The 21,616-nt window shown below is 60.1% G+C and carries 25 protein-coding genes; 9 read left to right on the forward strand and 16 right to left on the reverse strand.

Features of this window, described 5'->3' with window-relative positions; genetic code table 11:
• Positions 1-91: 91 nt before the first annotated feature.
• The 5 genes from MB02_RS02295 to MB02_RS02315 are packed head-to-tail and all read left to right on the forward strand — an operon-like array spanning position 92 to position 4,223.
• Positions 92-724: a nuclear transport factor 2 family protein gene (locus MB02_RS02295; protein WP_082825908.1), complete on the forward strand. Its 633-nt coding sequence runs from the start codon at positions 92-94 to the stop codon at positions 722-724.
• Positions 725-726: 2 nt separating this feature from the next.
• Positions 727-1,806 carry an alkene reductase gene (locus tag MB02_RS02300; protein ID WP_082825909.1) on the forward strand — a complete coding sequence of 360 codons (1,080 nt, stop codon included), beginning with the start codon at positions 727-729 and terminating at the stop codon, positions 1,804-1,806.
• Between the two features lie 46 nt (positions 1,807-1,852).
• Positions 1,853-2,644 (forward strand): SDR family NAD(P)-dependent oxidoreductase, encoded by a 792-nt coding sequence (locus MB02_RS02305; RefSeq protein WP_067531811.1) that lies wholly within the window; start codon positions 1,853-1,855, stop codon positions 2,642-2,644.
• A gap of 18 nt (positions 2,645-2,662) precedes the next feature.
• Positions 2,663-3,460 (forward strand): SDR family NAD(P)-dependent oxidoreductase, encoded by a 798-nt coding sequence (locus MB02_RS02310; RefSeq protein ID WP_067531813.1) that lies wholly within the window; start codon positions 2,663-2,665, stop codon positions 3,458-3,460.
• Positions 3,461-3,467: 7 nt separating this feature from the next.
• On the forward strand, positions 3,468-4,223 hold the full coding sequence (locus tag MB02_RS02315; RefSeq protein WP_170304603.1) for an SDR family NAD(P)-dependent oxidoreductase: 756 nt from the start codon (positions 3,468-3,470) through the stop codon (positions 4,221-4,223).
• Positions 4,224-4,242: 19 nt separating this feature from the next.
• On the opposite strand, the gene MB02_RS02320 is transcribed toward MB02_RS02315, so the two are convergent.
• From MB02_RS02320 to MB02_RS02350, 7 genes are all read right to left on the reverse strand, one after another.
• A complete protein-coding gene (locus tag MB02_RS02320; protein ID WP_067531815.1) occupies positions 4,243-5,043 on the reverse strand; it encodes an SDR family NAD(P)-dependent oxidoreductase in 801 nt (266 codons plus the stop codon).
• Positions 5,036-5,692: a TetR/AcrR family transcriptional regulator gene (locus MB02_RS02325; protein ID WP_067531817.1), complete on the reverse strand. Its 657-nt coding sequence runs from the start codon at positions 5,690-5,692 to the stop codon at positions 5,036-5,038. The genes MB02_RS02320 and MB02_RS02325 overlap by 8 nt, the downstream gene beginning before the upstream one ends.
• Before the next feature lie 177 nt (positions 5,693-5,869).
• Positions 5,870-6,430, reverse strand: a complete 561-nt coding sequence (locus MB02_RS02330; RefSeq protein WP_067531819.1) for a carboxymuconolactone decarboxylase family protein — start codon at positions 6,428-6,430, stop codon at positions 5,870-5,872.
• A 73-nt stretch (positions 6,431-6,503) separates the two neighbouring features.
• A complete protein-coding gene (locus tag MB02_RS02335; RefSeq protein WP_235829395.1) occupies positions 6,504-7,478 on the reverse strand; it encodes an alpha/beta hydrolase in 975 nt (324 codons plus the stop codon).
• 101 nt (positions 7,479-7,579) lie between these two features.
• On the reverse strand, positions 7,580-8,368 hold the full coding sequence (locus MB02_RS02340; protein WP_067531821.1) for an SDR family NAD(P)-dependent oxidoreductase: 789 nt from the start codon (positions 8,366-8,368) through the stop codon (positions 7,580-7,582).
• Positions 8,369-8,478: 110 nt separating this feature from the next.
• The gene (locus MB02_RS02345; protein ID WP_067531823.1) at positions 8,479-9,477 is read right to left on the reverse strand and encodes an alpha/beta hydrolase fold domain-containing protein; all 999 of its coding nucleotides are present in this window, start codon (positions 9,475-9,477) and stop codon (positions 8,479-8,481) included.
• 209 nt (positions 9,478-9,686) lie between these two features.
• Entirely contained in the window at positions 9,687-10,151 is a 465-nt protein-coding gene (locus MB02_RS02350; protein ID WP_067531825.1) for a VOC family protein, read from the reverse strand.
• Between the two features lie 194 nt (positions 10,152-10,345).
• Here MB02_RS02350 and MB02_RS02355 point away from each other — a divergent pair, with 194 nt between their 5' ends.
• On the forward strand, positions 10,346-10,882 hold the full coding sequence (locus MB02_RS02355; protein WP_067531827.1) for a nuclear transport factor 2 family protein: 537 nt from the start codon (positions 10,346-10,348) through the stop codon (positions 10,880-10,882).
• Positions 10,883-10,981: 99 nt separating this feature from the next.
• Here the strand turns inward: MB02_RS02355 and MB02_RS02360 are convergent, their stop codons facing one another.
• Entirely contained in the window at positions 10,982-11,449 is a 468-nt protein-coding gene (locus MB02_RS02360) for a nuclear transport factor 2 family protein (protein ID WP_067531829.1), read from the reverse strand.
• 164 nt (positions 11,450-11,613) lie between these two features.
• On the opposite strand from MB02_RS02360, the gene MB02_RS02365 reads away from it, so the two are divergent.
• Both MB02_RS02365 and MB02_RS02370 read left to right on the forward strand, forming a co-directional pair.
• Positions 11,614-12,360 (forward strand): SDR family NAD(P)-dependent oxidoreductase, encoded by a 747-nt coding sequence (locus MB02_RS02365; RefSeq protein WP_067531832.1) that lies wholly within the window; start codon positions 11,614-11,616, stop codon positions 12,358-12,360.
• Between the two features lie 51 nt (positions 12,361-12,411).
• Complete coding sequence (locus MB02_RS02370) at positions 12,412-13,374, forward strand: aldo/keto reductase (RefSeq protein ID WP_067531834.1); 963 nt, start codon at positions 12,412-12,414, stop codon at positions 13,372-13,374.
• A 142-nt stretch (positions 13,375-13,516) separates the two neighbouring features.
• On the opposite strand, the gene MB02_RS02375 is transcribed toward MB02_RS02370, so the two are convergent.
• The 5 genes from MB02_RS02375 to MB02_RS02395 are packed head-to-tail and all read right to left on the reverse strand — an operon-like array spanning position 13,517 to position 17,656.
• Positions 13,517-13,924, reverse strand: coding sequence for a VOC family protein (locus MB02_RS02375; protein ID WP_235829410.1), 408 nt, complete (start codon positions 13,922-13,924; stop codon positions 13,517-13,519).
• Positions 13,925-13,949: 25 nt separating this feature from the next.
• On the reverse strand, positions 13,950-14,558 hold the full coding sequence (locus MB02_RS02380) for an EthD domain-containing protein (protein ID WP_067531838.1): 609 nt from the start codon (positions 14,556-14,558) through the stop codon (positions 13,950-13,952).
• 18 nt (positions 14,559-14,576) lie between these two features.
• Positions 14,577-15,503 (reverse strand): methylmalonyl Co-A mutase-associated GTPase MeaB, encoded by a 927-nt coding sequence (meaB, locus tag MB02_RS02385; protein ID WP_067531840.1) that lies wholly within the window; start codon positions 15,501-15,503, stop codon positions 14,577-14,579.
• Positions 15,503-15,931 carry a cobalamin B12-binding domain-containing protein gene (locus tag MB02_RS02390; RefSeq protein WP_067531842.1) on the reverse strand — a complete coding sequence of 143 codons (429 nt, stop codon included), beginning with the start codon at positions 15,929-15,931 and terminating at the stop codon, positions 15,503-15,505. The genes meaB and MB02_RS02390 overlap by 1 nt, the downstream gene beginning before the upstream one ends.
• Before the next feature lie 3 nt (positions 15,932-15,934).
• Positions 15,935-17,656 (reverse strand): methylmalonyl-CoA mutase family protein, encoded by a 1,722-nt coding sequence (locus MB02_RS02395; protein ID WP_067531844.1) that lies wholly within the window; start codon positions 17,654-17,656, stop codon positions 15,935-15,937.
• Between the two features lie 140 nt (positions 17,657-17,796).
• On the opposite strand from MB02_RS02395, the gene MB02_RS02400 reads away from it, so the two are divergent.
• Complete coding sequence (locus MB02_RS02400) at positions 17,797-18,666, forward strand: helix-turn-helix transcriptional regulator (RefSeq protein ID WP_067531846.1); 870 nt, start codon at positions 17,797-17,799, stop codon at positions 18,664-18,666.
• Positions 18,667-18,756: 90 nt separating this feature from the next.
• On the opposite strand, the gene MB02_RS02405 is transcribed toward MB02_RS02400, so the two are convergent.
• From MB02_RS02405 to MB02_RS02415, 3 genes are all read right to left on the reverse strand, one after another.
• Entirely contained in the window at positions 18,757-19,617 is an 861-nt protein-coding gene (locus tag MB02_RS02405) for an SDR family NAD(P)-dependent oxidoreductase (RefSeq protein ID WP_067531847.1), read from the reverse strand.
• Positions 19,614-20,381, reverse strand: a complete 768-nt coding sequence (locus MB02_RS02410; RefSeq protein WP_067531850.1) for an SDR family NAD(P)-dependent oxidoreductase — start codon at positions 20,379-20,381, stop codon at positions 19,614-19,616. The genes MB02_RS02405 and MB02_RS02410 overlap by 4 nt, the downstream gene beginning before the upstream one ends.
• Before the next feature lie 107 nt (positions 20,382-20,488).
• The gene (locus MB02_RS02415) at positions 20,489-21,574 is read right to left on the reverse strand and encodes a Rieske 2Fe-2S domain-containing protein (RefSeq protein ID WP_067532362.1); all 1,086 of its coding nucleotides are present in this window, start codon (positions 21,572-21,574) and stop codon (positions 20,489-20,491) included.
• Positions 21,575-21,616 lie beyond the last annotated feature (42 nt).

Raw genomic sequence — 21,616 nt, forward strand, 5'->3', positions numbered from 1 at the left:
CCGCCATTCAAAGCAATCGCAGAGCAAGGGCAAGAATAGCCAATGAGAGCGGCGCCGGGCGTGGTCCCGCCGCTCCGGAATGGAGAGGGTAATGAGTTCAACGGAAGACTTGCTGAAACGGATAGACAGGCTTGAATCGCTCGATGCGATTCGTCAGCTGGCGGCGAAATATTCTCTGGCGCTCGACATGCGCGACTCCGATGCCTGGGTGAACCTGTTCCCCGAAGACGTGCGCGTGGGCGGCGGCAAATCCGGGCGCAAGGACCTGCGCGACTGGTTCGACGAAACCCATTCCATGCAGTTCGATGGCACGTCACACCACATCGGCGGACACATTATCGACTTCGACGATCCCGACCATGCGCAGGGCGTCGTCTATTCGAAGAACGAGCATGAATGCGGGCCGGAATGGGTCATCATGCAGATGATGTACTTCGACAAGTACGAACGGATCGACGGACGCTGGTATTTCCGTCGTCGCCTGCCGCTCTACTGGTACGCAACCGATCTCAACAAGCCGCCTGTCGGCGATCGCAAAATGCGCTGGCCCGGGGAGCAGCCTTACCACGGTAGTTTCCACGATCTCTTTCCCAGCTGGAAGGAATACTGGGACCGTGATGGCCAGGCACACGATGCGCCCGTCGCGGAGCCGGCACCCCTTGAAAAGTTCATTGAAACGATGCGCCGGGGCCATCCCCTGCCCAAGCCCCGCGTCAGGACCTGAGCGTGAGCGACGACATCTTCTCGCCTGTAAGGCTGGGCGATCTGGAACTGGCAAACCGCGTGGTAATGGCGCCGATGACGCGCGACCGCGCGGGGCCCGGCGACGTCCCGACCCCGGTGATGGCGGAATATTATCGTCAACGGGCGGGCGCCGGGCTGATCGTTACGGAAGGCACCCAGCCCTCACCCGCGGGCAAAGGCTATTGGCGCACCCCCGGCATTCACAGCGAGGAGCAAGTGGAAGGCTGGCGCGCAGTGGCCGATGCCGTTCATGCCGAAGGGGGCAGCATCGTCATGCAATTGATGCATGTCGGCCGCGCTGCCGTGCAGGCTAACAAGGACCCGGAGGCGGAAACCATCGCCCCTTCGGCTATCCCGTGCCCCGATCCAATTCCCGGTCCCGACGGTGTGCCAGTGGCCACGGCAATGCCACGCGCGTTGGAAACGGATGAAATCCCCGGCGTGATCGCGGAATATGTCAAGGCGGCTGAAAATGCCCGCAGGGCCGGGATCGACGGCGTGGAGCTGCACTGTGCCAGCGGCTACCTGCCGATGCAGTTCCTGTCATCCAACAGCAACCAGCGCACTGACGAATACGGCGGTCCGGCAGAAAATCGCATTCGCTTCGTGGTCGAAACGCTGGAAGCGCTGGCCAGGGCGATCGGCCCCGGCCGTGTCGGCTTTCGCATCTGCCCCGGCATCAAGCTCAACGGCATGGACGACGCCGACCCTAGGGAAACCTACAGCACCTTGTTGAAGGCGGTCGATGGTCTGGGCCTGGCCTATTGCCATCTGATCCACATTCCCAACGAGGGGTTCGATTCCCTCGACATGGTCAAGGCCAACTGGTCCGGACCGGTTATCGAAAACAACGGGTTGAAGCTGGATACCGCCAAGGCCGTTCTGGCCGAAGGCAAGGCCGACGCCGTGTCGTTCGGCTATCTGTTCATTGCCAACCCCGACCTTGTGGATCGCTTCCGCACCGGGGCCCCATTGGCCAGGGCGGACAAGGCCAACTTCTACACCGGCGATGGCGACGACCATCGCGGCTACACCGATTATCCAACGGCAACGGAAAACTGACCGCACGGGCTGATCCCGGCGGCGAAACAAAACGAGAGGTGTTTGAATGAGCAAGATGCTGGAAGGGCGCGTGGCGCTCATCACCGGTGGCGGTCAGGGCGTAGGCCAGGGCGTCGCGCGGGCCATGGCAGAGGCAGGTGCGCATATCGCAATTGCCCAGCGCAATGCCGAACAGGGCGAGGAAGAATGCGCATATCTCCGCGACACTTATGGCGTGGAAGCGATGTTCATAAAGACCGACGTGACCCAGCGCGATCAGGTGGACGCGATGGTCAAGGCCGTGGTCGACCGCTTCGGACGACTGGAAATTCTCGTCAACAACGCGGGCGGCAGCTTCCCCAAGCGGATAGAGAACCACACCGACGAAGACATGGAAGGCTCGTTCGCGCTTAATTACTACGCCGTGTTCTGGGCTATGCGCGCGGCATTCCCGACCATGAAGAAGCAGAAGTACGGCCGTGTCGTGAACATGGGTTCGCTGAACGGCGTCAATGCCCATATGTTCACCGTGGCTTACAACGCCAGCAAGGAAGCGATGCGCGCGCTCACCCGCACCGCGGCAGTCGAATGGGGTCCATACGGGATTACCTGCAACACCATTTGTCCTTCAGCGACCAGCCCGGCGGCCAAGGAATACTTCGAGCATAACCCGGAAATGGCCGAAGCAATTCTGTCGCAGGTTCCCGCCGGACGCTTCGGCGATTCCCAGAAGGACATCGGCCCGGTAGCCGTATTCCTCGCCAGTGAAGGCGGCGGCTATGTCAGCGGCGACACGCTGTTCGCCGACGGTGGTTCCCAGGTCAATGGCGTCTCCTGGCGCCCCGAAGTCGAAGACTGAGAGGAAACACCAATGCAAATGGAACGGCTCAAAGGGCTGCGTGCCGCCGTAACCGGCGGTGCGCAGGGGATCGGCGCGGCCATTGCCCGCCGCCTGGCAGAAGAAGGCGCGCGGGTTGCGGTGCTCGACATCAACGGAGACGGTGCGGCTAAAGTCCTGCCGTCGCCTCATATCGGCCTGGCCTGCGACGTTACGGACAGCGCTTCGGTCGACAAGGCGTTCGCTGAGATCAAAGCAGCGTTCGGCGGCATCGACGTGCTGGTCAACAATGCCGGACGCGGGTCCGCCCCCGGTGACGGGATGGACAAATACTATGCCGCTCAGGCCGAACAGGCAGAGGGCAAGGACGTGTTCATCGATCAGACGATCCATTGCGAAGATGCCGGATGGCTGGCGGTGATGGACATCACACTGAACGGCACCTTCCGTTGCACTCGGGCGGCGGTGCGCCTGATGGCGCAAGAGGGTATTGGCGGCTCGATTGTCAACATTGGCTCCACCGCCGCCGTGCAAGGCAACGGACCGATCCCCTATTGCACCGCCAAGGCCGCGATTGTCGGCATGACCCGGTCAATGGCTCGCGAACTGGCCGGGCGCGGTATCCGCGTGAACGCTGTCCATCCCGGTGCGACGGAGACTCCGATCTACAATGGTCTGCCTGATGAAGTGAAGCAGGCAGTCGCCAGCGACAGTTTGCTGAATCGCATGGCACAGCCGGAAGAAGTCGCTGGCGCAGTGGCGTTCCTCGCCGGATCGGACGGCAGCTTCGCCACCGGCAGCGTGGTCACTGTCAACGGCGGCGCCTATTTCATATAGAGGGAGCATGCCTGTGACATTGGAAGGCAAGGCTGCAATCGTGACCGGCGGCGCACGCGGTGTGGCCAAAGGCGTAGCCGCCGCACTGGTCAAGGCTGGCGCCAGTGTGCTGATCGTCGATCGCGAGGAAACCCTGGGCCGGGAGACAGAGGAGGAGTTGCGCGCATTTGGACAAGTCGCCTTCTTCCCGATGGATTTGACCCGGCATGACGACCTGCCCAGTATTGTCGATGCCGCTGTCGCACGCTTCGGCAGGCTCGACACCTTGGTCAACGCGGCGCAGGCATCTCGACAATTGTGGTTCATGGATACGACCGTCGCAGATGCCCGTGTCGCCTTCGACACTGGTTTCTGGCCGACTTTCATTCTGATGCAGGCGGCTTACCCGCATCTTCTGCAAAGTAAGGGGTCTGTCATCAATTTCGGCAGCGGCGTCGGTTTTTCAGGCAGCCCGACACAAGCATCCTATGCCGCCGCGAAAGAAGCGATCCGCGCCATTTCCAAAGTCGCGACCAACGAATGGGGCCCCAAGGGAATCCGCGTCAACGTAATCTGCCCGTTCGCCAATTCGGAAGGCGTACAGGCCTGGGCCGAACAAAACCCTGAAACTTACGCTGCCCAGCTCGCTGGCGTTTCGCTGCGCCGTATCGGTGATTGCGAAAAGGACATTGGCGCAGCAGCCGTATTTCTGGCCAGCGATGCTGCTGCCTATATCACCGGTCAGACATTGATGGTGGATGGCGGCCAGACCAAAACGGTCTGACCGCCATCCCATTTTCCGTTCAGCTGTCCGGTCCGAGATCCGGCACCCAGCCTGCACCGTTGATGTGCGATCCGCCATCGACGAAGAGCGTATTGCCGGTGAGGTAACATGCATCTTCGCTGGCCAGGAACACCGCAACGCCACCGATGTCCTTTTCCGGATCGCCCATGCGCCCCATCGGATTTGCCGCCGAGGTCGCGGCGGCCATCTCTGGCTGGAGCTCCTTGAACTTGCGATAGCTGGCCGAAACGGCCGCAGGGCAGATGATATTGGTACAAATGCCATAACCCGCCCATTCGCGCGCTGCGGTGCGGGTATAGGCGCGCAGGGCTTCCTTGCCCGCGTTGTAGTCAGCCGAACCCATGTGCGCATTCACCCCGTTGAGCGAAGCGATATTGATGATACGCCCCCAGTGTTGCGCCCGCATGTGAGGCAGCGCCGCTTCCATCGACCATTTCGCCGCATAGAGGCACATGGCCATGCAGCGTTCGAACACTTCGTCGCTTTTTTTCTCTATGCGGCTGATGGCGTCGCCTCGATAGGCATTGTTCACCAGGATATCGATCGAGCCGAACTTGTCGACGCAGGCGGCGACCGCACCGACAACGTCATCCTTCTTCGTTACATCGCAACGGAAGAATTCAGCCTTTGCGCCCAACTCGCGCAGTTCTTCCGCCACTTTCCTGCCGCGTTCCTCATCGAAGTCAGCGACCAGAACTGCCGCCCCTTCCTTCGCGAAACGCAATGCCATACCATGTCCGATACCGTCAGCCGCACCGGTAATCATCGCCGCACGGCCGGCCAATCTTCCTTCACTCATCTCTATCTCCCACTGTGTTGAGTGCGCCATGAAGGAACAGTTTCACGACCATTCCCGCATAACGCTCGATCTCTCCGCCACTCGGCAAGGGGTGGAGGAAACTGAAACAGCGCTGCCATTCGGCGAGCACCATGGCGAGGAACAGTTCCGCCCGTTCCTTCCCATCTTCCCCGGCCAGCCCCGCATCCCGCAGAAATTCAGCGATGGGACAGACCAGATGTTTGTGCTGGAGCACATCCACCGCGCGAACGATTTCCGGAAATTCCATACCTTCGCGCGAAACGAGGATGGAGAATCTGGCGCTGCTGTCGGATGACAACGTACGTGTGAGCGAAGATGCAAAAGTGTGGAGAGTCTGATCCACAGGCACCGCCGGATCGTAGGCGATGCGGGGGAAGGCACTCGACCCGGAATCCAGGCATGCTTCGAACAGGCTCAGCTTGCCCGGAAAACGATCATACAAGGTGCGGGTGGAAACTTCCGCCCTTTCCGCAACCTTGCGCATTGTCACCGCGCGATAGCCCAAGGCCGCGAACAGATCGCGCGCAACAGCCAGAAGATGCGCCGTCTTCAGTCGGGAATCCGCTGCTGTCGGCCGCCCCCTGCGGCGCGGCCCGGTTCCATCCACCGCCTTCCCACTTTGCGCCATAGCGCCCTCTCCTAGTCGATTCCCGGTCGCGCCGTTTATTCACAACGTATGTTGCAATTTTTTTCCGAGACAGCAAGAGACATGGCCGTTCCGGACCATGAAATTTTCTAATAGTAACGGTGAGAAAAATAATGCCCGTGCCGATTATCGGGCACGGGCATTATTCAGAACTTCGTCTTATTCGGCCGCTTCGGCAAACGGCAGGCAAACGCTGTCGAAACCGAGCACATGGGCAACACGCCCCAGCCCGATCCACGCGGCGACACAATGGGACAGATCGACAAGTTCAGCATCTGAATAAAGCGCATGGGCGCGTGTCCAGAAATCCTCATCGTCAGCCAGGACCTTCGGTTCTTCCGCGAAACGTTCCGCATATTCGATCGCAAGGCGCTCGCGCGGATTGAACACGGGCGACGTCCGCCATTCAGGCACAGCGGCGTAGAATTCTTCGTCCGGTGCGGGACCGTTGTCGGACACCAGATGCTCCGGGCGCTGACCGGTCGCCGCAAACATCGCCTGCACGTCACGCGCGGCGCGGAACTGCTGGCAGATTATACAGCCGTTGATCTGAGCAATACGCGACCGCGCACCCTCGAACTCCCGCAGGGGGAGCTGCGAATGTTGATAGACCGCCTTGGAAAACTCACTCGCGGCCGCCATGATTTCCCTGGCGTGAGTGCGCGAAGCATAGCCATAAGGGTCCGCCCCGTCGCTTTCGGGAAGCGAAATCCGGATCATAGTCATCTCTCCTGTCACTGCGGCAACCTGCGTGCCGTTGTAAATCTGTCGTGCCTGTTTTCAGGCGGCCCTATCACGAATTCCAGCAGTCCGCGACAAACCGCGCGATTTCGCGGCCCATTTCGCCATCTTCAGGTCCGGCGAAGAACCCGCCATGCGGCATCGCCTCGAAAACGTGCAGTTCCGCCGCGACATTGGCCTCACGCAACTTGCGGTACATGCGCACGGTGTTGGACAGGAACAGGTCCCGCGTACCCGATTGCAGAAGCGTGCGCGGGAAATCTTGCACATCACCGAACAGAGGTGACAGGAAGGGATCGTCCAGCGCATGTCTATCGGCATAGAGCGCGATGCTGTCGGTCAATCGTGATTTGAGCACGGTGTCGATGCCCAGCAGCGTCTCGAAACTGTCGCCGCTTTCGGTCAGATCGACTTCCGGCGACAGCAGGACCAGTCCGGCAGGCATCGGCAAGCCTGCCTCGCGTGCCCGCAGCATGAGTGCCGCCGCGAGATTGCCCCCTGCCGAACCGCCACCGACCACTATATTGCTCGCGCCCCTTTGCCCGACTTCATGCGCATAGACGGCCAGGCAATCATCGAGCGCAGCGGGATAGGGATGATCGGGCGGCATGCGATAATCCACCGCCAGCACCTCACTCCGATGCAAGGCAGCCTGCCGCACCGCACCCGCCCGGCAGAAAGCACCCGCACCGAAGACCAGCCCCCCGCCATGAATGTCGATATAGAGACGCCGGTCCTCCGCCCCCACCGTACCCGGCCGCGCCCGGTAGGCGGCAACGCCAGCCACGTTCTCCGTCTCAACCGCGATAGAGGGATCTTCCGGCGCCGAGTAATGTTCGGCCATGATCCGGTCGACCTGAGTGATCGCCTGCCGCCACGCTTCCTTGTCGGACGCCGGAGGCATAGGCAACGAGGGCACCGTTGCATTGGCACGGAGCGCCGCAGCCGCGGCCGCACTGATGGAGCGAGGCCACGGAATCTTCCGTGCGCCCAGCATCACACCTTCATCGTCGATATTATCCGTCACGGCATCCCCCCAATGCAATCCAGGTCGGCCATCCCACCGGTTCCGGGTGCCGGTATTCCGTATTGAACGGAGCACGGCACCCGCAAGCCAATGTGGAGCCCTTACGCTTCGGGAACGCCCGGAGCGCCCGGGAAGCCTTCGTAGTACTGGCCGACAGTCATGCCGCCATCGACCACGATCTCCGCGCCTGCGAGATAAGACGATTCATCGCTCGCCAGGAAGAGCGACGCCGCGGCCACTTCTTCCGGCCCGCTGACCCGCTGCAACGGCACATTGGTGAAGCGTTCGTTGACCTTGTCGCGCGAACTGCTGTCGAAATTGGTCATTGCCGTGTCGACGCCGCCGGGGTGGACCGAATTCACGCGGATACCGCGATGGCCCAGTTCCATGGTGGCAACCTTGGTCAGGCCTCGCACGCCCCACTTGCTCGATGCGTAGGCGCAAAGCCCGTTTGCACCCTTCATCCCATCGACCGAGGAAATGTTGACGATAGAGCCCTTGCCCCGTTCGATCATGCCTGGCGCAACAGCCTTGATGCCAAGGAATTCGCCAATCAGGTTGACCCGCAGCACGCGCTCGTAATCTTCCAACGTGGTCGACAGCAGGCTCTTGAACATCAGGATACCGGCATTGTTGACCAGCACATCCACCGGGCCGAGATCGGCTTCCACCTGCTTCACGATGCCTGCCCATTCCGCTTCGCTGGTAACGTCATGGCGATAGAAGCGCGCGGCATCGCCCAGCTCGGCGGCGAGGGCATTGCCTTCTTCTTCCAGCACGTCCGTGATGGCGACCTTGGCGCCTTCGGCCACGAACAGGCGGCTGGTCGCTGCCCCCATTCCCCGCGCACCGCCCGTGATGATCGCTACCTTGCCTGAAAGTCGGCCCATAAAAATCTCTCCTGTCGTTACAAATCAGATTGCGCGAGGTTCATCACCGCCAAGCGCATGTTACACAATCATTCCATCCCCGGTCCGGCTGGCAGGAAACGGCATTCCATTCACGTACTCCGGAGGTGCCGCAAAAAGAAATCGGCCATTACGTCGATTGCCTCTCGCGCTTCGGGCATATGCACCGTGTACCAGTGGGCATGGGGCATCGCCTCGTAAACGAAAAGGTCCGCAGCCACCCCGGCGCGACGCAATGCGCGATGGAACGAGGCAGTGGCGCTCAATATCGCATCTCTTGTCCCGCTCAACAGCAAGGTCGGCGGAAAATCCGCGAGTTCCCCCCTGATCGGCGAGACGCCAGGATCCTCTGGGTCGGCATCGCCGACATAGGCCCGGATCTCGCTGAGTTCATGATCGACCGGCAGAATTCCTTCGCCCCAGAACCCCATCAGTGTGAATATCTGGGCTGTATCGCCAAGATCGGTCAGGTCGCCGCCGGCAGTGAATACCCCACAGCAGGCAGGAAACGGCAAACCTTCACGCCGAAGCCGTACGACGGTCTGACCGGTCAGAAATCCGCCAGCGGAAGAGCCATAGATGCCGATCTGGCCCGGTTCATGATGGTCGAGCACTGCCTGGTAGACTGCCACCGCATCATCGACTGCCGCAGGATATGGATGTTCCGGTGCAAGACGATAGTCTACCGCAATCACGGGCACTCCGGTTGCTGCCGCGACCGGAATCGCTTCAATCAGCGATCCACCACCCAGCACGAATCCACCGCCATGCAGGTTTATCAGCACTTTGCCCGCGTTATCGGCGCGCACTTCCTTGGGCCGGACCATCGTGCATGGCACCCCGGCGATTTCCATCGGCTCCAGATCCACCGGATAGAATTGTTGCGCGATCCCGTTCAATGCCTGCAACTGCTTGTCGACATGATTGCGCAGGGCCCACATCGGGATCGGTGCATCCGCTGGCGGGGGCGAGCCATCGCCCCATGGCGGCGTGGCCAGGAATGTTTGTGCTTCCTCACTGATCCCGCGCGGCACCTGAACGAGCCGTCCACCGAGGTTCACTACACCGTCTTTGTCGATCCGGTAGGCCAATCAAGGCTCCTCCAGTTGGAATGTTTCAGGCGAAGTGGATCGGGTCAGGCAAACCGCGCAGTGCAGCGGTCCTGTCAATCATGGAAACGTGCGCATTTCGGGATCGGCCTGCAGCGCCCATGCCATACGGTTTGGACACCGTTACCACCGCGATTCTCCCAGTCGGATTTTATTTGTGAGGAGTAACTTATTTCGAACGCAGGAAGCCGTCAATTGGCCGGTTGATCAGGGTAGCCAGGCCAGATGGCACGCATTTGCACCAGTTCGATCCTCAGACCGTCGGGATCAGTGCAGAACATGATTTCGCCGTAACCCTGATCGCATCGGCTATCATCCAGCCTTTGCCCGCCATATTCCACTATCCGGCTGGCCGTCTGGTCGAGGTTTTCCACCCCGACGCACAGATGCACCCGCCCGCACTGGTTCGCAGGGCCGCCGGTTACGGATCCTGCCGGGGGATGATTTTTGACCGTCCAAAGTTCGATCCGCGGCCCTCCGGAACGATGTTCGAGAAACTGCGTCCGTGCGACAGCACCGGGAATACCGAGCAATGGACCGGCGGCATCGGTCGTCCCGCCATCCAGCGGGGTGAAGCCCAAGCCTTCGACATAGAATCGAATCGATTTGTCCATATCGGCGACATAGATTCCAAAATGGGGAAAGCTCAGAATCATTGCGTTGTCTCCCGGAAGAAATGTCCCGCTTTTGATTGTCGTGTCAGCTTATGGCGCTCAATATGCGTTGCAACTGTCACTCGATGATGCGCATATATTTCCATGTCCGCGATGGGAGAGCGAGTCTGGCAATGCTGCCAAACAGGCTCCGCTTCCCCATTCTTAGTGTAGAACGGAAACCTTTGGAGAGAAAAATGGCCTATACCCTGCAGCAGCTATCCGACCTGGAAGACATCCGCACGCTGAAGCATCGTTATTTCCGTGGCATCGACACGGCGGATGCCGATTTGCTGTCGGGCCTGTTCACGGATGATCTCGCGGTCGATTATCGTGGCGGCAATTACCGTGTGAGCCTGACCGGCCGTGAAAACATGCTCGAATTCCTGGCCAACAGCTTCCATTCAGAGGCTGTAGCCATGCACCACGGCCACATGCCGGAAATCACTCTGACAGGTGAAGATACGGCCACGGGTATCTGGTACCTCGAAGACATCTTCATCAATCTGATGAACCAGACTCACACGATCGGCAGCGCGATCTACAAGGACGAATACCGTCGTGAAAACGGACAGTGGAAGATCGCCCGCACCGAATATGATCGGATCTTTGAGCTGATCACGCCGATTGCCGACAGTGCGGAGCTGACCTCTCATCATCTCGCCAAATTCGGCCGCAAGCCGGAAGAACGGACCGACATCAGCGCGATGATTTCCTGGACCGAGGCTGCCTGAACGCGATTTGGGCCGGTGCCGAGTATTCTCGGCCCGGCCCCCTCGCCGATCCCGCCGCCATACCCAAGGCTGCGGGATCGACGCGAAGGCCGTAGGGATTTAGGCAGACAGATCCGCCATTTCCGGTATGGGCGGCATTTCGGGTGTGTTGTAGGCATAACCCATTTCTTCATACCGTTCCGAAATGCGCCACCCTTTCTCAGTGCGCACCAGCTTGTCCCGATACCACAGCCCGATGAAGAACACCTGCTCGGTGCCGTCATCCTTCTTGAAAACCATTGGATTGAACAGGATCGTGCGGCTCTTTGCCTCATCCCCGTTCAATTCCAGCTTGGTTGTCGCAACCATGTGCTGAAATCTGGGAAAGCGCTTCATGGCAGTGGCCAACCAGCTCTTGATCTCGCTGACAGTGCCCTTTTCGCCCCCGGTTTCCGTGTAGTCGATCCGGGCATCGGGTGTGAACACATCGTCCAGCCCATCCCAATTCCGCTCATCAATCGCGAAGGAATAGCGTGAGAACAGATCCTGAATCTCAAGCCGGTCGGAAATTTCCTGCAATGACATCATGGGGCATCCTCCTTATTTCTGCCAATCCGTTAACGCCGACGCCGAATCGAAACGCAATTTCGGCATGACTGCGTTGGACATAGTTGAAACGCGTAGCCGCTTGACGCAAGGCTACGTCGGGAATCGGTAATTCAGCCGGAAGCCATAAAGGCGGGAGAGGAAGTATGCGTTTCGAAGGAAAATCGGCGGTTGTAACCGGTGCGGCATCTGGCATCGGCCTTGCCGTTGCCCGCCGCCTGGCATCCGAAGGTGCGAATTTGGTCATCGGCGATCGCAATGCGGAAGGGCTGGAAGAAGCTGCCCGCTCGATCGGCGGTTCTACCGTTGCCATGCCACTGGACGTGACCGACGCTGGCTCCTGCACCGCGATCATCGAACGTGCGGTGGAACTCAACGGCGGCCTCGATGTCCTCTGCAATATTGCGGGCGTGCTCGATTTCGGGCGCGTGGGGGATATCGACGAAACCCGCTGGGCACGCGTCATCGCCGTCAATCTTACCGGCGTTTACCTGATGTCGCGCGCCGCGATACCGCACCTGATCGAAAGTCGCGGGAATGTGGTCAACATGGCGTCGGCTGCGGGCCTGGTCGGCGTGCCATTCAATGCCGCCTATACCGCATCGAAGCATGGAGTGGTCGGCCTGACCAAGTCCCTCGCTCTCGAACTTTCGAAAGAAGGCGTGCGGGTCAATGCCGTCTGCCCGACGGGGGTGAACACCCCGATGATCGCTGCCGCACCACCGGAAAACATCGACTGGGAACTGGTGATGCGGGCAACCCCCTGGCTAGATGGCGGGGAAAACTGCGAACCGGAAGACATTGCCGATGCCGTCGCCTTTCTCGCGTCACAGGAAGCCCGCCGGATTACCGGTATCGCATTCCCGGTCGATGGCGGCCAGACCGCAGCCTGATACCTACCTCGAATCCGCCCAAGTATTCCAAATTCACGCAAGGAGATTCACATGCTCAAGAAAGTCATTCTCGGCAGCACCGACCTCAATGTCAGCCAGCTATGCTACGGCACGAACATGTTCGGCACGGCCATCGACCAGGATCGTGCCAACGCCATTCTCGACAAGTTTGTCGAACTGGGCGGCAACTTCATCGACACCGCGCGTATGTATGGCGACTGGATTCCGGATGCGCCCACCGGCGCGAGCGAGCGTACGATCGGCGGCTGGCTTAAGGCGCGCGGCAATCGCTCCGACGTGGTTATCGCGACCAAGGGCGGCATGTTCGATTCCCGCGCAGGCGACTACCGCAACCGCGTAAACCCCGACGATATTGCCAAGGACCTCGGTGAGAGCCTCGATCACCTCGGCATCGACACGATCGACCTCTATTTCCTTCACATGGACAATCCGGAAGTGCCCGTGAAGGAACTGATCGACGCACTGGCCGAGCATCAGGCCGCAGGCAAGATCCGTTACTATGCTGCTTCCAACTGGGCTGCAGACCGTATTGTGGAGGCTAACGAATACGCGAAGTCGGCCGGAAAACCGGGTTTCATCGCCTCCGAAACGTTCTGGGGCCTTGCCAAGCCGAACGAGGAAGCGTCAAACCAGCAGGGCTACGTGCATTACTACGAAGGCGAATACGAAACGCTGCACAAGACCTTGCCGATTCTTCCCTATGCCGCCACCAGCGGCGGATATTTCGCCATGCGCGACAAGGGCGAAATCGCTGAACACATCGCTGCCCGTTACGCCAACCCGGCGAATGACAAGCGCTTTGCCATGGTGAAAGAGCTGGCCGGCAAGCACGGTGTTTCACTCAATGAAATCGTCCTGGCGTACCTCCTCAATCAGCCCAATCAGACCATTCCGATCTTCGGTGGTTCCAGTCCGCAGCGGATCGAGGAAGGCGTAAAGGCTACGGCGATCACGTTGACCGCCGATGAACTTGCGCAGCTCCGCGCGGACTAAGCAGGACAAAGAACTACCCCGGCCGAATACCGGGGTGGTTTGACCAAAAGCAGAGGGGCCCCGGTCATGCGACCGGCGGCCCCTTTGCTTGTCCACGAAGCGATCCGGAGCGACAACCCCAGACCAATTTGGCAAACTGTGGTCAGAGAATCTGAACGACCTCGATCAGATGGCCTTCGCAGTCTGTCACGAAGGCAACCTTTATCCCATGTTCGGGATCGGTCCTGGCAGCGTCCACCTCTGTGCCGCCTGCTGCCACCGCCCGCTCCACAAACCGATCGACATCGTCGGTCTGGAAGCCGAGAATGACTTCATCGTTGGTCGGTTTGGGAGCGTCGAGAAACTTGAGCAGGACGAAGGTCGGACCACCATCTGCCGTCGGCGCAAAGAGGATTTCGGAAATAGCTCTTCCCCCGATCCTCGCATCCACCCGGCCCGTCTCCACGAGGCCGCAAACGCTCTTGTAGAATGCCGATGTGGTTTCAAGGTCGTCCACCAGCAGCTTGGTGAATCCGAAATGAGTACTCCTGCCCTGCCCCATAGCCGCCACTTTCAATCGTAATATCCAGGAATGCTCATTCCGCTGCTGTCTTGAGCAGAAGCTCGACCGGAGTTTCCTCTCTCCTCACGCGGAGCTTGACCACATCCAACCCGCTTGGGGCGACGGTCTCGACCTCCAGAGGCAGCCACAACACGGCCTGAGCCGGAAACGCCGGGTCTTTCCACGAAGTGACAAAGTCAATCGACACGCCGGCCCGACCAGTGGCCAAGCGGCCAGCCCATGTCAGCACCTTGCTCCGCATTGATGTGTCGTCTTCGTCCCAACGCAAAAGCCACGCCTGTCGTTCGCTCGGGATTGGGTCAGCATGGGCGGAAAAGACATGTTCCTCCGCCCCTGCCGGAGCGATCTTCGACCGGTCCATGAACTTCAGTTCGTCCGCTCGCATGATTTCGCCTACCGGGCCGTCCATCAGGCCCGCCGTGCTTCCCATGTCGCCGCGTGCCCAGAACTCCGAAATGGTGTCGAAGCCGATATTCTCGTTATCGATCAGATGATTGCGGACATAACGGGCGAAAGGGAAATACTTGATCGCGAGCGGTGCGTGATTTTCTTCGTAATAGCGCTGGAACGCGTCACGCGTGGAATCCGGCTTGTGCACCAACACGCAAATGCTCTTCATCATGCCTGCTATCCTCTCTCCTCATCCCTGACCCGTCAGCTTTTCTATTGCGCTATAAGGATCGAGCTTACGCGCTTCGACTTCAGCCAGGATTGAATCGCCTGCATGGGCGATGGCTTCTCGTGCCAGTCTTTCCCGTAACAAGGCAAGCACTTGTTCACGCTCTCTCAGGCCGGACCGCTGGGCGAACCCTCCGCTTTCGTCCAGATGGGCCCGATGGGCGGCAATCGCATCGACAATCTCGACCGCCCCTTCGCCCGCATTCGCCACCGCCCGCAACAGCGGTGGCCGCCACGTTTCATCCGGCCGCGACTGTTCGCGCAGATGCAACATCAATTCGAATTGCCGCTGCGTAGCGGGATAGCCCTCACGATCGGCCTTGTTGACGACAAAGATTTCGCCTGCTTCCAGAATGCCGGCCTTCACCGCCTGCACTTCATCGCCCAGCCCGGGAACGCCGACGATAATGGTCGTATGCGCCAGATTGACGACGTCGATCTCATCCTGCCCCACGCCGACCGTCTCGACAATCACGGCATCGAAGCCCATCGCATCCAGCACGAGACAGGCATCGTGAGTGGAACGAGACAGGCCACCAGCCGAACCGCGCGTACCGATCGAGCGAATGAACACGCCTGGATCGAGCGTGTGTCGCGCCATTCGCACTCTGTCCCCCAGGATAGCGCCCCCGGTAAACGGGCTGGACGGGTCGATCGCAACCACGCCGACACGTTGTTCACGCGCACGCAGTTCCGCAACGATAATGTCGGTCAGCGTAGACTTGCCCGCACCGGGCGGCCCGGTGATGCCGATGACATGCGCTCTGCCGGTATGGGGAAAAATGCGCTTGATGACTTCCGCCCCGCGAGGGTCCCCGTCATCCAGCCAGGTAATCGCCCGGGCTCCGGCCCCGATCTTGCCGTCGAGCAAGTCTGCAGCGATGCCCATCAGACTGTTTCAGCGGCCTGCTTTTCCGACCACCATTCTTCCAGATAGCGGACAATCTCGCGCGTATCCGCACCCATAGTGAAGATCTTGTCGACGCCCGCTTCGAGCAGCACCGGCTTGTCCTCTTCGGGGACCACTCCTCCGGCAAGTAGCAGTTTGTCCTCTGCCCCCGCTTCCCGCAACAACCGCGCCAGTTTGGGCAGGCTGCGCGTATGGCCGGCCGACAGGGTCGATATGCCCACGACATCGACATCCTCCTGAATCGCTGCGGCGACAACCATTTCAGGGGTTTGCTTCAGGCCGGTGAAAATCACCTCGAGGCCAGCCTCGCGCAGGGCATGGCCGATCACTGTGACGCCAACGGTGTGAGTATCCATTCCCAGTTTCGCGAGCAATACGCGCATGCGGCGTGCCGGTTGTGCAGCCATAGCTCAAACTCCCGACATCTGGCTGTCGGGCGTGTGTACGCCAAACACATCGCGCATGGCATTGCACAGTTCACCGTGCGTTGCGTAGACCTTCACTGCTTCCAGGCACGGCGGCACCAGATTGTCTCCGGCACGCGCAGCCTCCCGCACTTTTTCCAACGCCGCATCGACGGCAGCCTGATCGCGGCGAGTACGCAGGTCACGGACCTTTTGCACCTGTTCGTCTTCCATATTGCCGTCGAGCCGGAATATCTCGATCTCCCGCTTCTCTTCTTCCAGCCGGAGATGATTGACGCCGATCCACTTGCGGCGCCCTTCCTCGATGTCCTTGTTCTGCTCGTATTGTTCATGGCCCAGCGCACGCTGGAAATAGCCCTGTGCAATCGCCTTGGTCGCACCCCCCATCGCGAAGATCTTGTCCAGTTCCTGAAACGCGGCATCCTCTATCTGCTTGGTCAGCGTTTCGACATAGTAAGAGCCGGCGAGAGGATCGATGGTCTCCGCCACGCCGGTTTCATGGGCGACGATGTGCTGCAAGGCGGCACCCACGCGAATGGCATCCTCTGCCGGCAGCGCATGCGCCTCGTCATAGAGCGGCGTCGTCATTGCCTCGCCCGCTCCGCCCAGCGCACAGGCCGTGGCCATGATCGCGAGACGCCCGATATTGTTCAAAGGTTGCTGTAATGTCAGCGCAATGGTGGTCGGGGACGTCATCATGCGGATCTTGAGCGCCTCTGGCCTGGTCGCTCCGTACCGCTCCTTCATCAGCCGCGCCCAGCATTTGCGGAATGCGCGGAATTTGCAGATCCCTTCGAAGAAATCCATGTCCACGTTGACGACGAAATGGTTGAGGTATGGCGCGACCGTGTCGATATCCAGGCCACGCTCCAGCGTCGCGTCGATATAGGCACAGGCAATCGCGAGGCTGAACGCAATCTCCTGTACCGGATTGGCCTTGGCGGGTTGCAACTGCGCCGAAATGATCGACAGCGGAGCCCAGTTCGGATGGTTGCGAATGATGTACTCGATGCAATCCGTCGCAATGCGAAGGCCATGTTCCGGCGGATAGATGTAACGCCCGACGCAGGTATATTCGATCAGGATTCCGTTGACGATGTGCAGCACGAAATCCTTGGGATCGACACCTTTCTTTTCCAGCGCGGCGATAATCATCGCCAGATTGACCGGCTGCGGCGCGTTGCACACGCTCATCAGGTACTGCAATTTGTCGAACGGCAAATCGAACGCGGCCTCCAGATCCTCGAGGCTATCCAGCGCCATGCCCGCGCGTCCGACTTCACCTTCGACCATCGGGTCGTCGCTGTCATAGCCGTTGGTGGTCGCCAGATCGTATTCGAGAATAAGGCCGGAGAGCCCCTGATCGAGCATATAGCGCGCACGCTTGGCCCAATCCGCGCCTTTCCCGAAGCCAGTCACCTGGGTCATGGTCCAGAAATCGGATCGATGGCCATTGGGGCGGGTCGAGCGGGTATAGGGATATTCCCCCGGATAGCCGCAGTCCGCGAGATAATCGAACCCGACCTGTTCGAGATCGGTCGGCGTATATAGCGGCTTGATCGGCCATTTGAGCGATTGCGTGACGAATGGATCGCGACGTTCCGGATGCTGCGAAACGAACGGAGCCCGTGTCTCGGCTTCCCAGCGTTGCGTCTCCGCTTCGATATTGTCGTTCGCTACGACGAAACTCTTGATTGGCTTGTTCATCCCGTGCCTCTCCTGCACCGACCACCTGCTTTTCCGGCATGCTATCGGCCCCGTGCAAAGCACCCAAAGGGAATCGGCAGGCGTAGAGCGCTTTGCAGCAATTTATCGCAATTTATAGCACTATATCGTATATATAGGCGATGACGCCGCTACCCATCCGTGAAGCGCAACGCCTGCCCAGTCTCGTGACCGGACGCATTCCCTTGCCCGGCGTTACGATCGAACTTTGCGCTTTCCCCGAGGTGCAGCCGGAAACCCTGGTTGTGACCGAGGAGGAATCATTGCTCTCGCTCGGTCTTTCCCGCATGCTTACGGGGTCGGAAGGGCGCATTGCAGGTGACCGCAGAGCTCCTTTCGTTCGCTTTGGCGCGTTAGGCTTCCGACCGGCCGGAATACCGATGGAGATGCGGTTCGACGGGGGCGCGTTTCATACGATACGTTGCCGGTTCGAACCATGGATGCTGGCCGACGGATTAAGCCCCACCCGCCTGACCGATACGCAACTGGCAGCCTGTTTCGACATTCGCGTCCAGACGATCGAGGAGGCCATGCTCCGGCTGGCGGCTGAAGCCGACCACCCCCGTCCGGACAGCGAAGCTCTCGCCTCCGCGCTCATCGCGACCATTCTGGTGGACCTGCGGCGCTACCTCGCAGATGCCCGTGACCGAACCGAGCGGCATAAGGGCGGGCTGCCGCCACGAATCCTGCGGCGTGCGTTGGAGCGGATCGACCGCCCCGGCCCGGCCCCTTCAATCGCAGAACTGGCTTCGCTTTGCGGCCTCAGCCGCTTTCACTTCATGCGCTGTTTTCGGGAAACGATGGGCACGGGCCCAGGGGCGTTCGTGCGCCAGGCCCGGATCACGCGGGCCAAGGCAATGCTGGCGGCGGATGAACGGCCGTTGGCCGAAATTGCGCGGGATCTGGGCTACAGCGGCCTGCCGGCGTTTTCTTCCGCGTTTCACAAGGCAACCGGGCGATCCCCCGGCGCCTATCGGGCAATCCTGCGCTGACTGCCGCACGCAAGAGATTGCAGCCCCAGGATACAGGACATCACGTCAATCCTGGGGAAGCACCTCGTTGCGGGATACCGTTGGCGTGTCTCAGGCAATGATTGCCGGATGCGGAATCCGCGGGTCGCCCAGCCGTGGGCGCCAGGACATCGGCTGTTTGCCACCTTCGTCGGTGATCCCGTATTTTTCGGCTATTTCGGCAGTGATCACCGTCTGGCCATTGAGTTCCGCAAGGTTGGGATCTTCATACAGGGCATGGATGACCTTGCCGTTGAATTCCGGTGTCTCCGCCACGTCCAGAATGGCACTGTACTGTTCCGGGCTTTCTTCCGCGGCACGTTTGCTGCGCTCGGTCGCCAGCATACCCATCCAGAGCGAGACGGCAGCCACACCGGTCCCGCGGAAATCCACGCCCATGTCGGCCGCGAACTTGTCCACTCCGGCCTTCTGCGCCCCATAGGCCGCACCATGCATGTAGCAGACCGATCCGAACGACGAGGTGAAGACGATAAGCCCCCGGCCCTGCTCGACCATGATCGGCGCCGCATGCCACGAAGCGATATAGTTCGACCGCAAACCGACATCGAGCAGGCCGACCAGATCAACTGACTTTTCCCAGAACGGGCCGGGTTTTATCAGGTCATCGTGCAAAGCCGCCGCATTGTTGACCAGGATATCCAGCCTGCCGCTTTCTTCCTTCACGCGATCGAACAAAGCGGCGATCTGCGCGTCATCGCCATGATCGACCTGGACTGCGATACCTTCGCCACCGGCATCGGTGACGGCCTGCGCCGCTGAACCGATCGTGCCTGGCAGATCGGCATCCCCTTCATTGAGCGTGCGGCCCGTCACATAGACGCGATAGCCCTGCTCTCCCAATGCGCGGGCGATGCCACGGCCTGCTCCACGGCTTGCGCCTGTAACGATAGCAACCTTGCGATCCGTGCTCATACTCCGAAACCTCCCGAAACCGAAATCGACTGACCAGTCGTGTATGCCCCTTCATCAGAGGCGAAATAAACGCAGGCATGGCCGATTTCTTCCGCCGTGCCCCAGCGCTTGATGCAGATCAGCTTGTGCGTCGCGGCCACCCAGCGATCGTCGATCTGCCCCTGCCGGGTCAGTTCGTGCAGCTGTCCTGCATCGATCACGCCGACCAGCACCGAATTGGCGCGGATCTTGTGCTTGCCTTCTTCCTTGGCGATGCCTTTCACCAATTGTTCGTTCGACGCCTTGACAGCGACCGACATCCCGTCGCGCGCCGGCCACCAGTCGTGCCCGGCCGATCCCAGAGTGACGAAGCTTCCGCCACCCATCTCGCGCATATGCGGAATGATGGCCTGCGCGACCGCGAAGAAACCATGCACTTCGACTTCGAAAGCGTGGCGCCATTCCTCCATCGGCGTTTCCGCGAGATAGCGCTGATTGACGAGCGGGCCCGCCGCCCAGACGACGCTGTGAATCCTTCCATGTTCGGCGATAACGGCGTCGATCGCGGACCGCAATTGTTCGGAATCGGTCACATCGGCAGCGTGGACACTGGCCTTGCGGCCTGCCGCACGGGCATGTTCGGCAACTTCCTCGGCAGGTTCCCGCTTGGTGCGGTAAACCACTGCGATATCACTGCCCCGATCGGCGAAAGTCCGCGCCACGCCGCGGCCAATGCCACCGCTGCCGCCGAACACAATAGTGCAGCCGGACGGAAATGTTGCCATGAATATACTCTCCCGGAATATCTTATAACGGCTGAACGCACCGCCTTACGATACGTTCAGCCGCCGGTCTTTATTGTATTGAATCCGGATTGTAGTGAATCCGGAAATCAGGCCGCCTTGCTGCTATCCGGCCGCAGATCCATGGTGACGACCAGGCCATCCGAACGCTTCTGCAGTTCAGGCGTCTTCTCGCGCGGGTTGAAGAACTGCTTGTACCACTGGCGCACCTTGCCATACGGACCGTCCTTGGGGATCGCCAGCGGGTTGAAGCAAGGCCGCTTGTTCGCCCAGATTTCAACGTCCTGCGCAAAGGCAAGCCGGCTGGCTTCCTGATAGGCCAGCGCATTGGCGCGATCTTCATCCGTGGTTTCGCGCGAACCGTCGTGGGTCTTGACCATCAGGGCATGCCACGCGCGCGACACACCATCCTCGATCGGCGTATTGGCAATCATGATGAAGGAATCGAAGGTTCCTTCCATTTCCGACTGCAGGAAGCCGGGGCCTTCATACCAGGTATCGAGCACCAGCTGATCTTCCGGGTCAGCGGTCAGCGTCCGGTGACCGGCGCTGTAATACTGGTGGACGATATGGCCCATGAACTCGTTGGCGAAATAGGTGAAATCCTTCGCGCCATGGATCGGCACGAAGTGGCCGAGATCGGCCATGTTGTCGACGATCTCGCATCCATGGACATTGAGGTCGCCCATGAAGTCGATCTTCCATTCGACCCAGCCCGGCTCACCATAATGGCCACCGAAATCGGGCAACGGCCATTCCGGCTCAAGCCCTTCGGGATCGTGCCACATCCAGATGATTCCGGCCCGTTCGATCACCGGATAATGGGCAAGCTTGGCCGCCTTCGGAATGAAATCTTCCGAATAGGGGATGTGGTTGCACTTCCCGTCGGGGCCGAAACGCCAACCGTGGAAGGGACAACGGATCGACTCGCCTTCGACATGCTCCCCGTCGAGCACGATGTACGACGTGGTGTTCTTGGCAAGGTGTGCGCCCATGTGCGGGCAATAGGCGTCAACCACGTAAGGCGTACCGGATTCGCCACGATACATGACGAGATCCTTGCCGAAATAACGCATAGATGTCGGTGTCTTGGTCGCATCCGCTGCAGGAGCGATCATGAACCAGCCCCGCGGGAAGTCGAACTCCCCAAATCCATATTCCTTGGTGGTTGCCATCGTGGTTTCTCCCAAACTCTTGCCGCCAGTTGCGGTGTGATG

Origin of the sequence: Croceicoccus estronivorus, from assembly GCF_001625325.1 — a bacterium.
Classification (GTDB): Bacteria; Pseudomonadota; Alphaproteobacteria; order Sphingomonadales; family Sphingomonadaceae; genus Caenibius; species Caenibius estronivorus.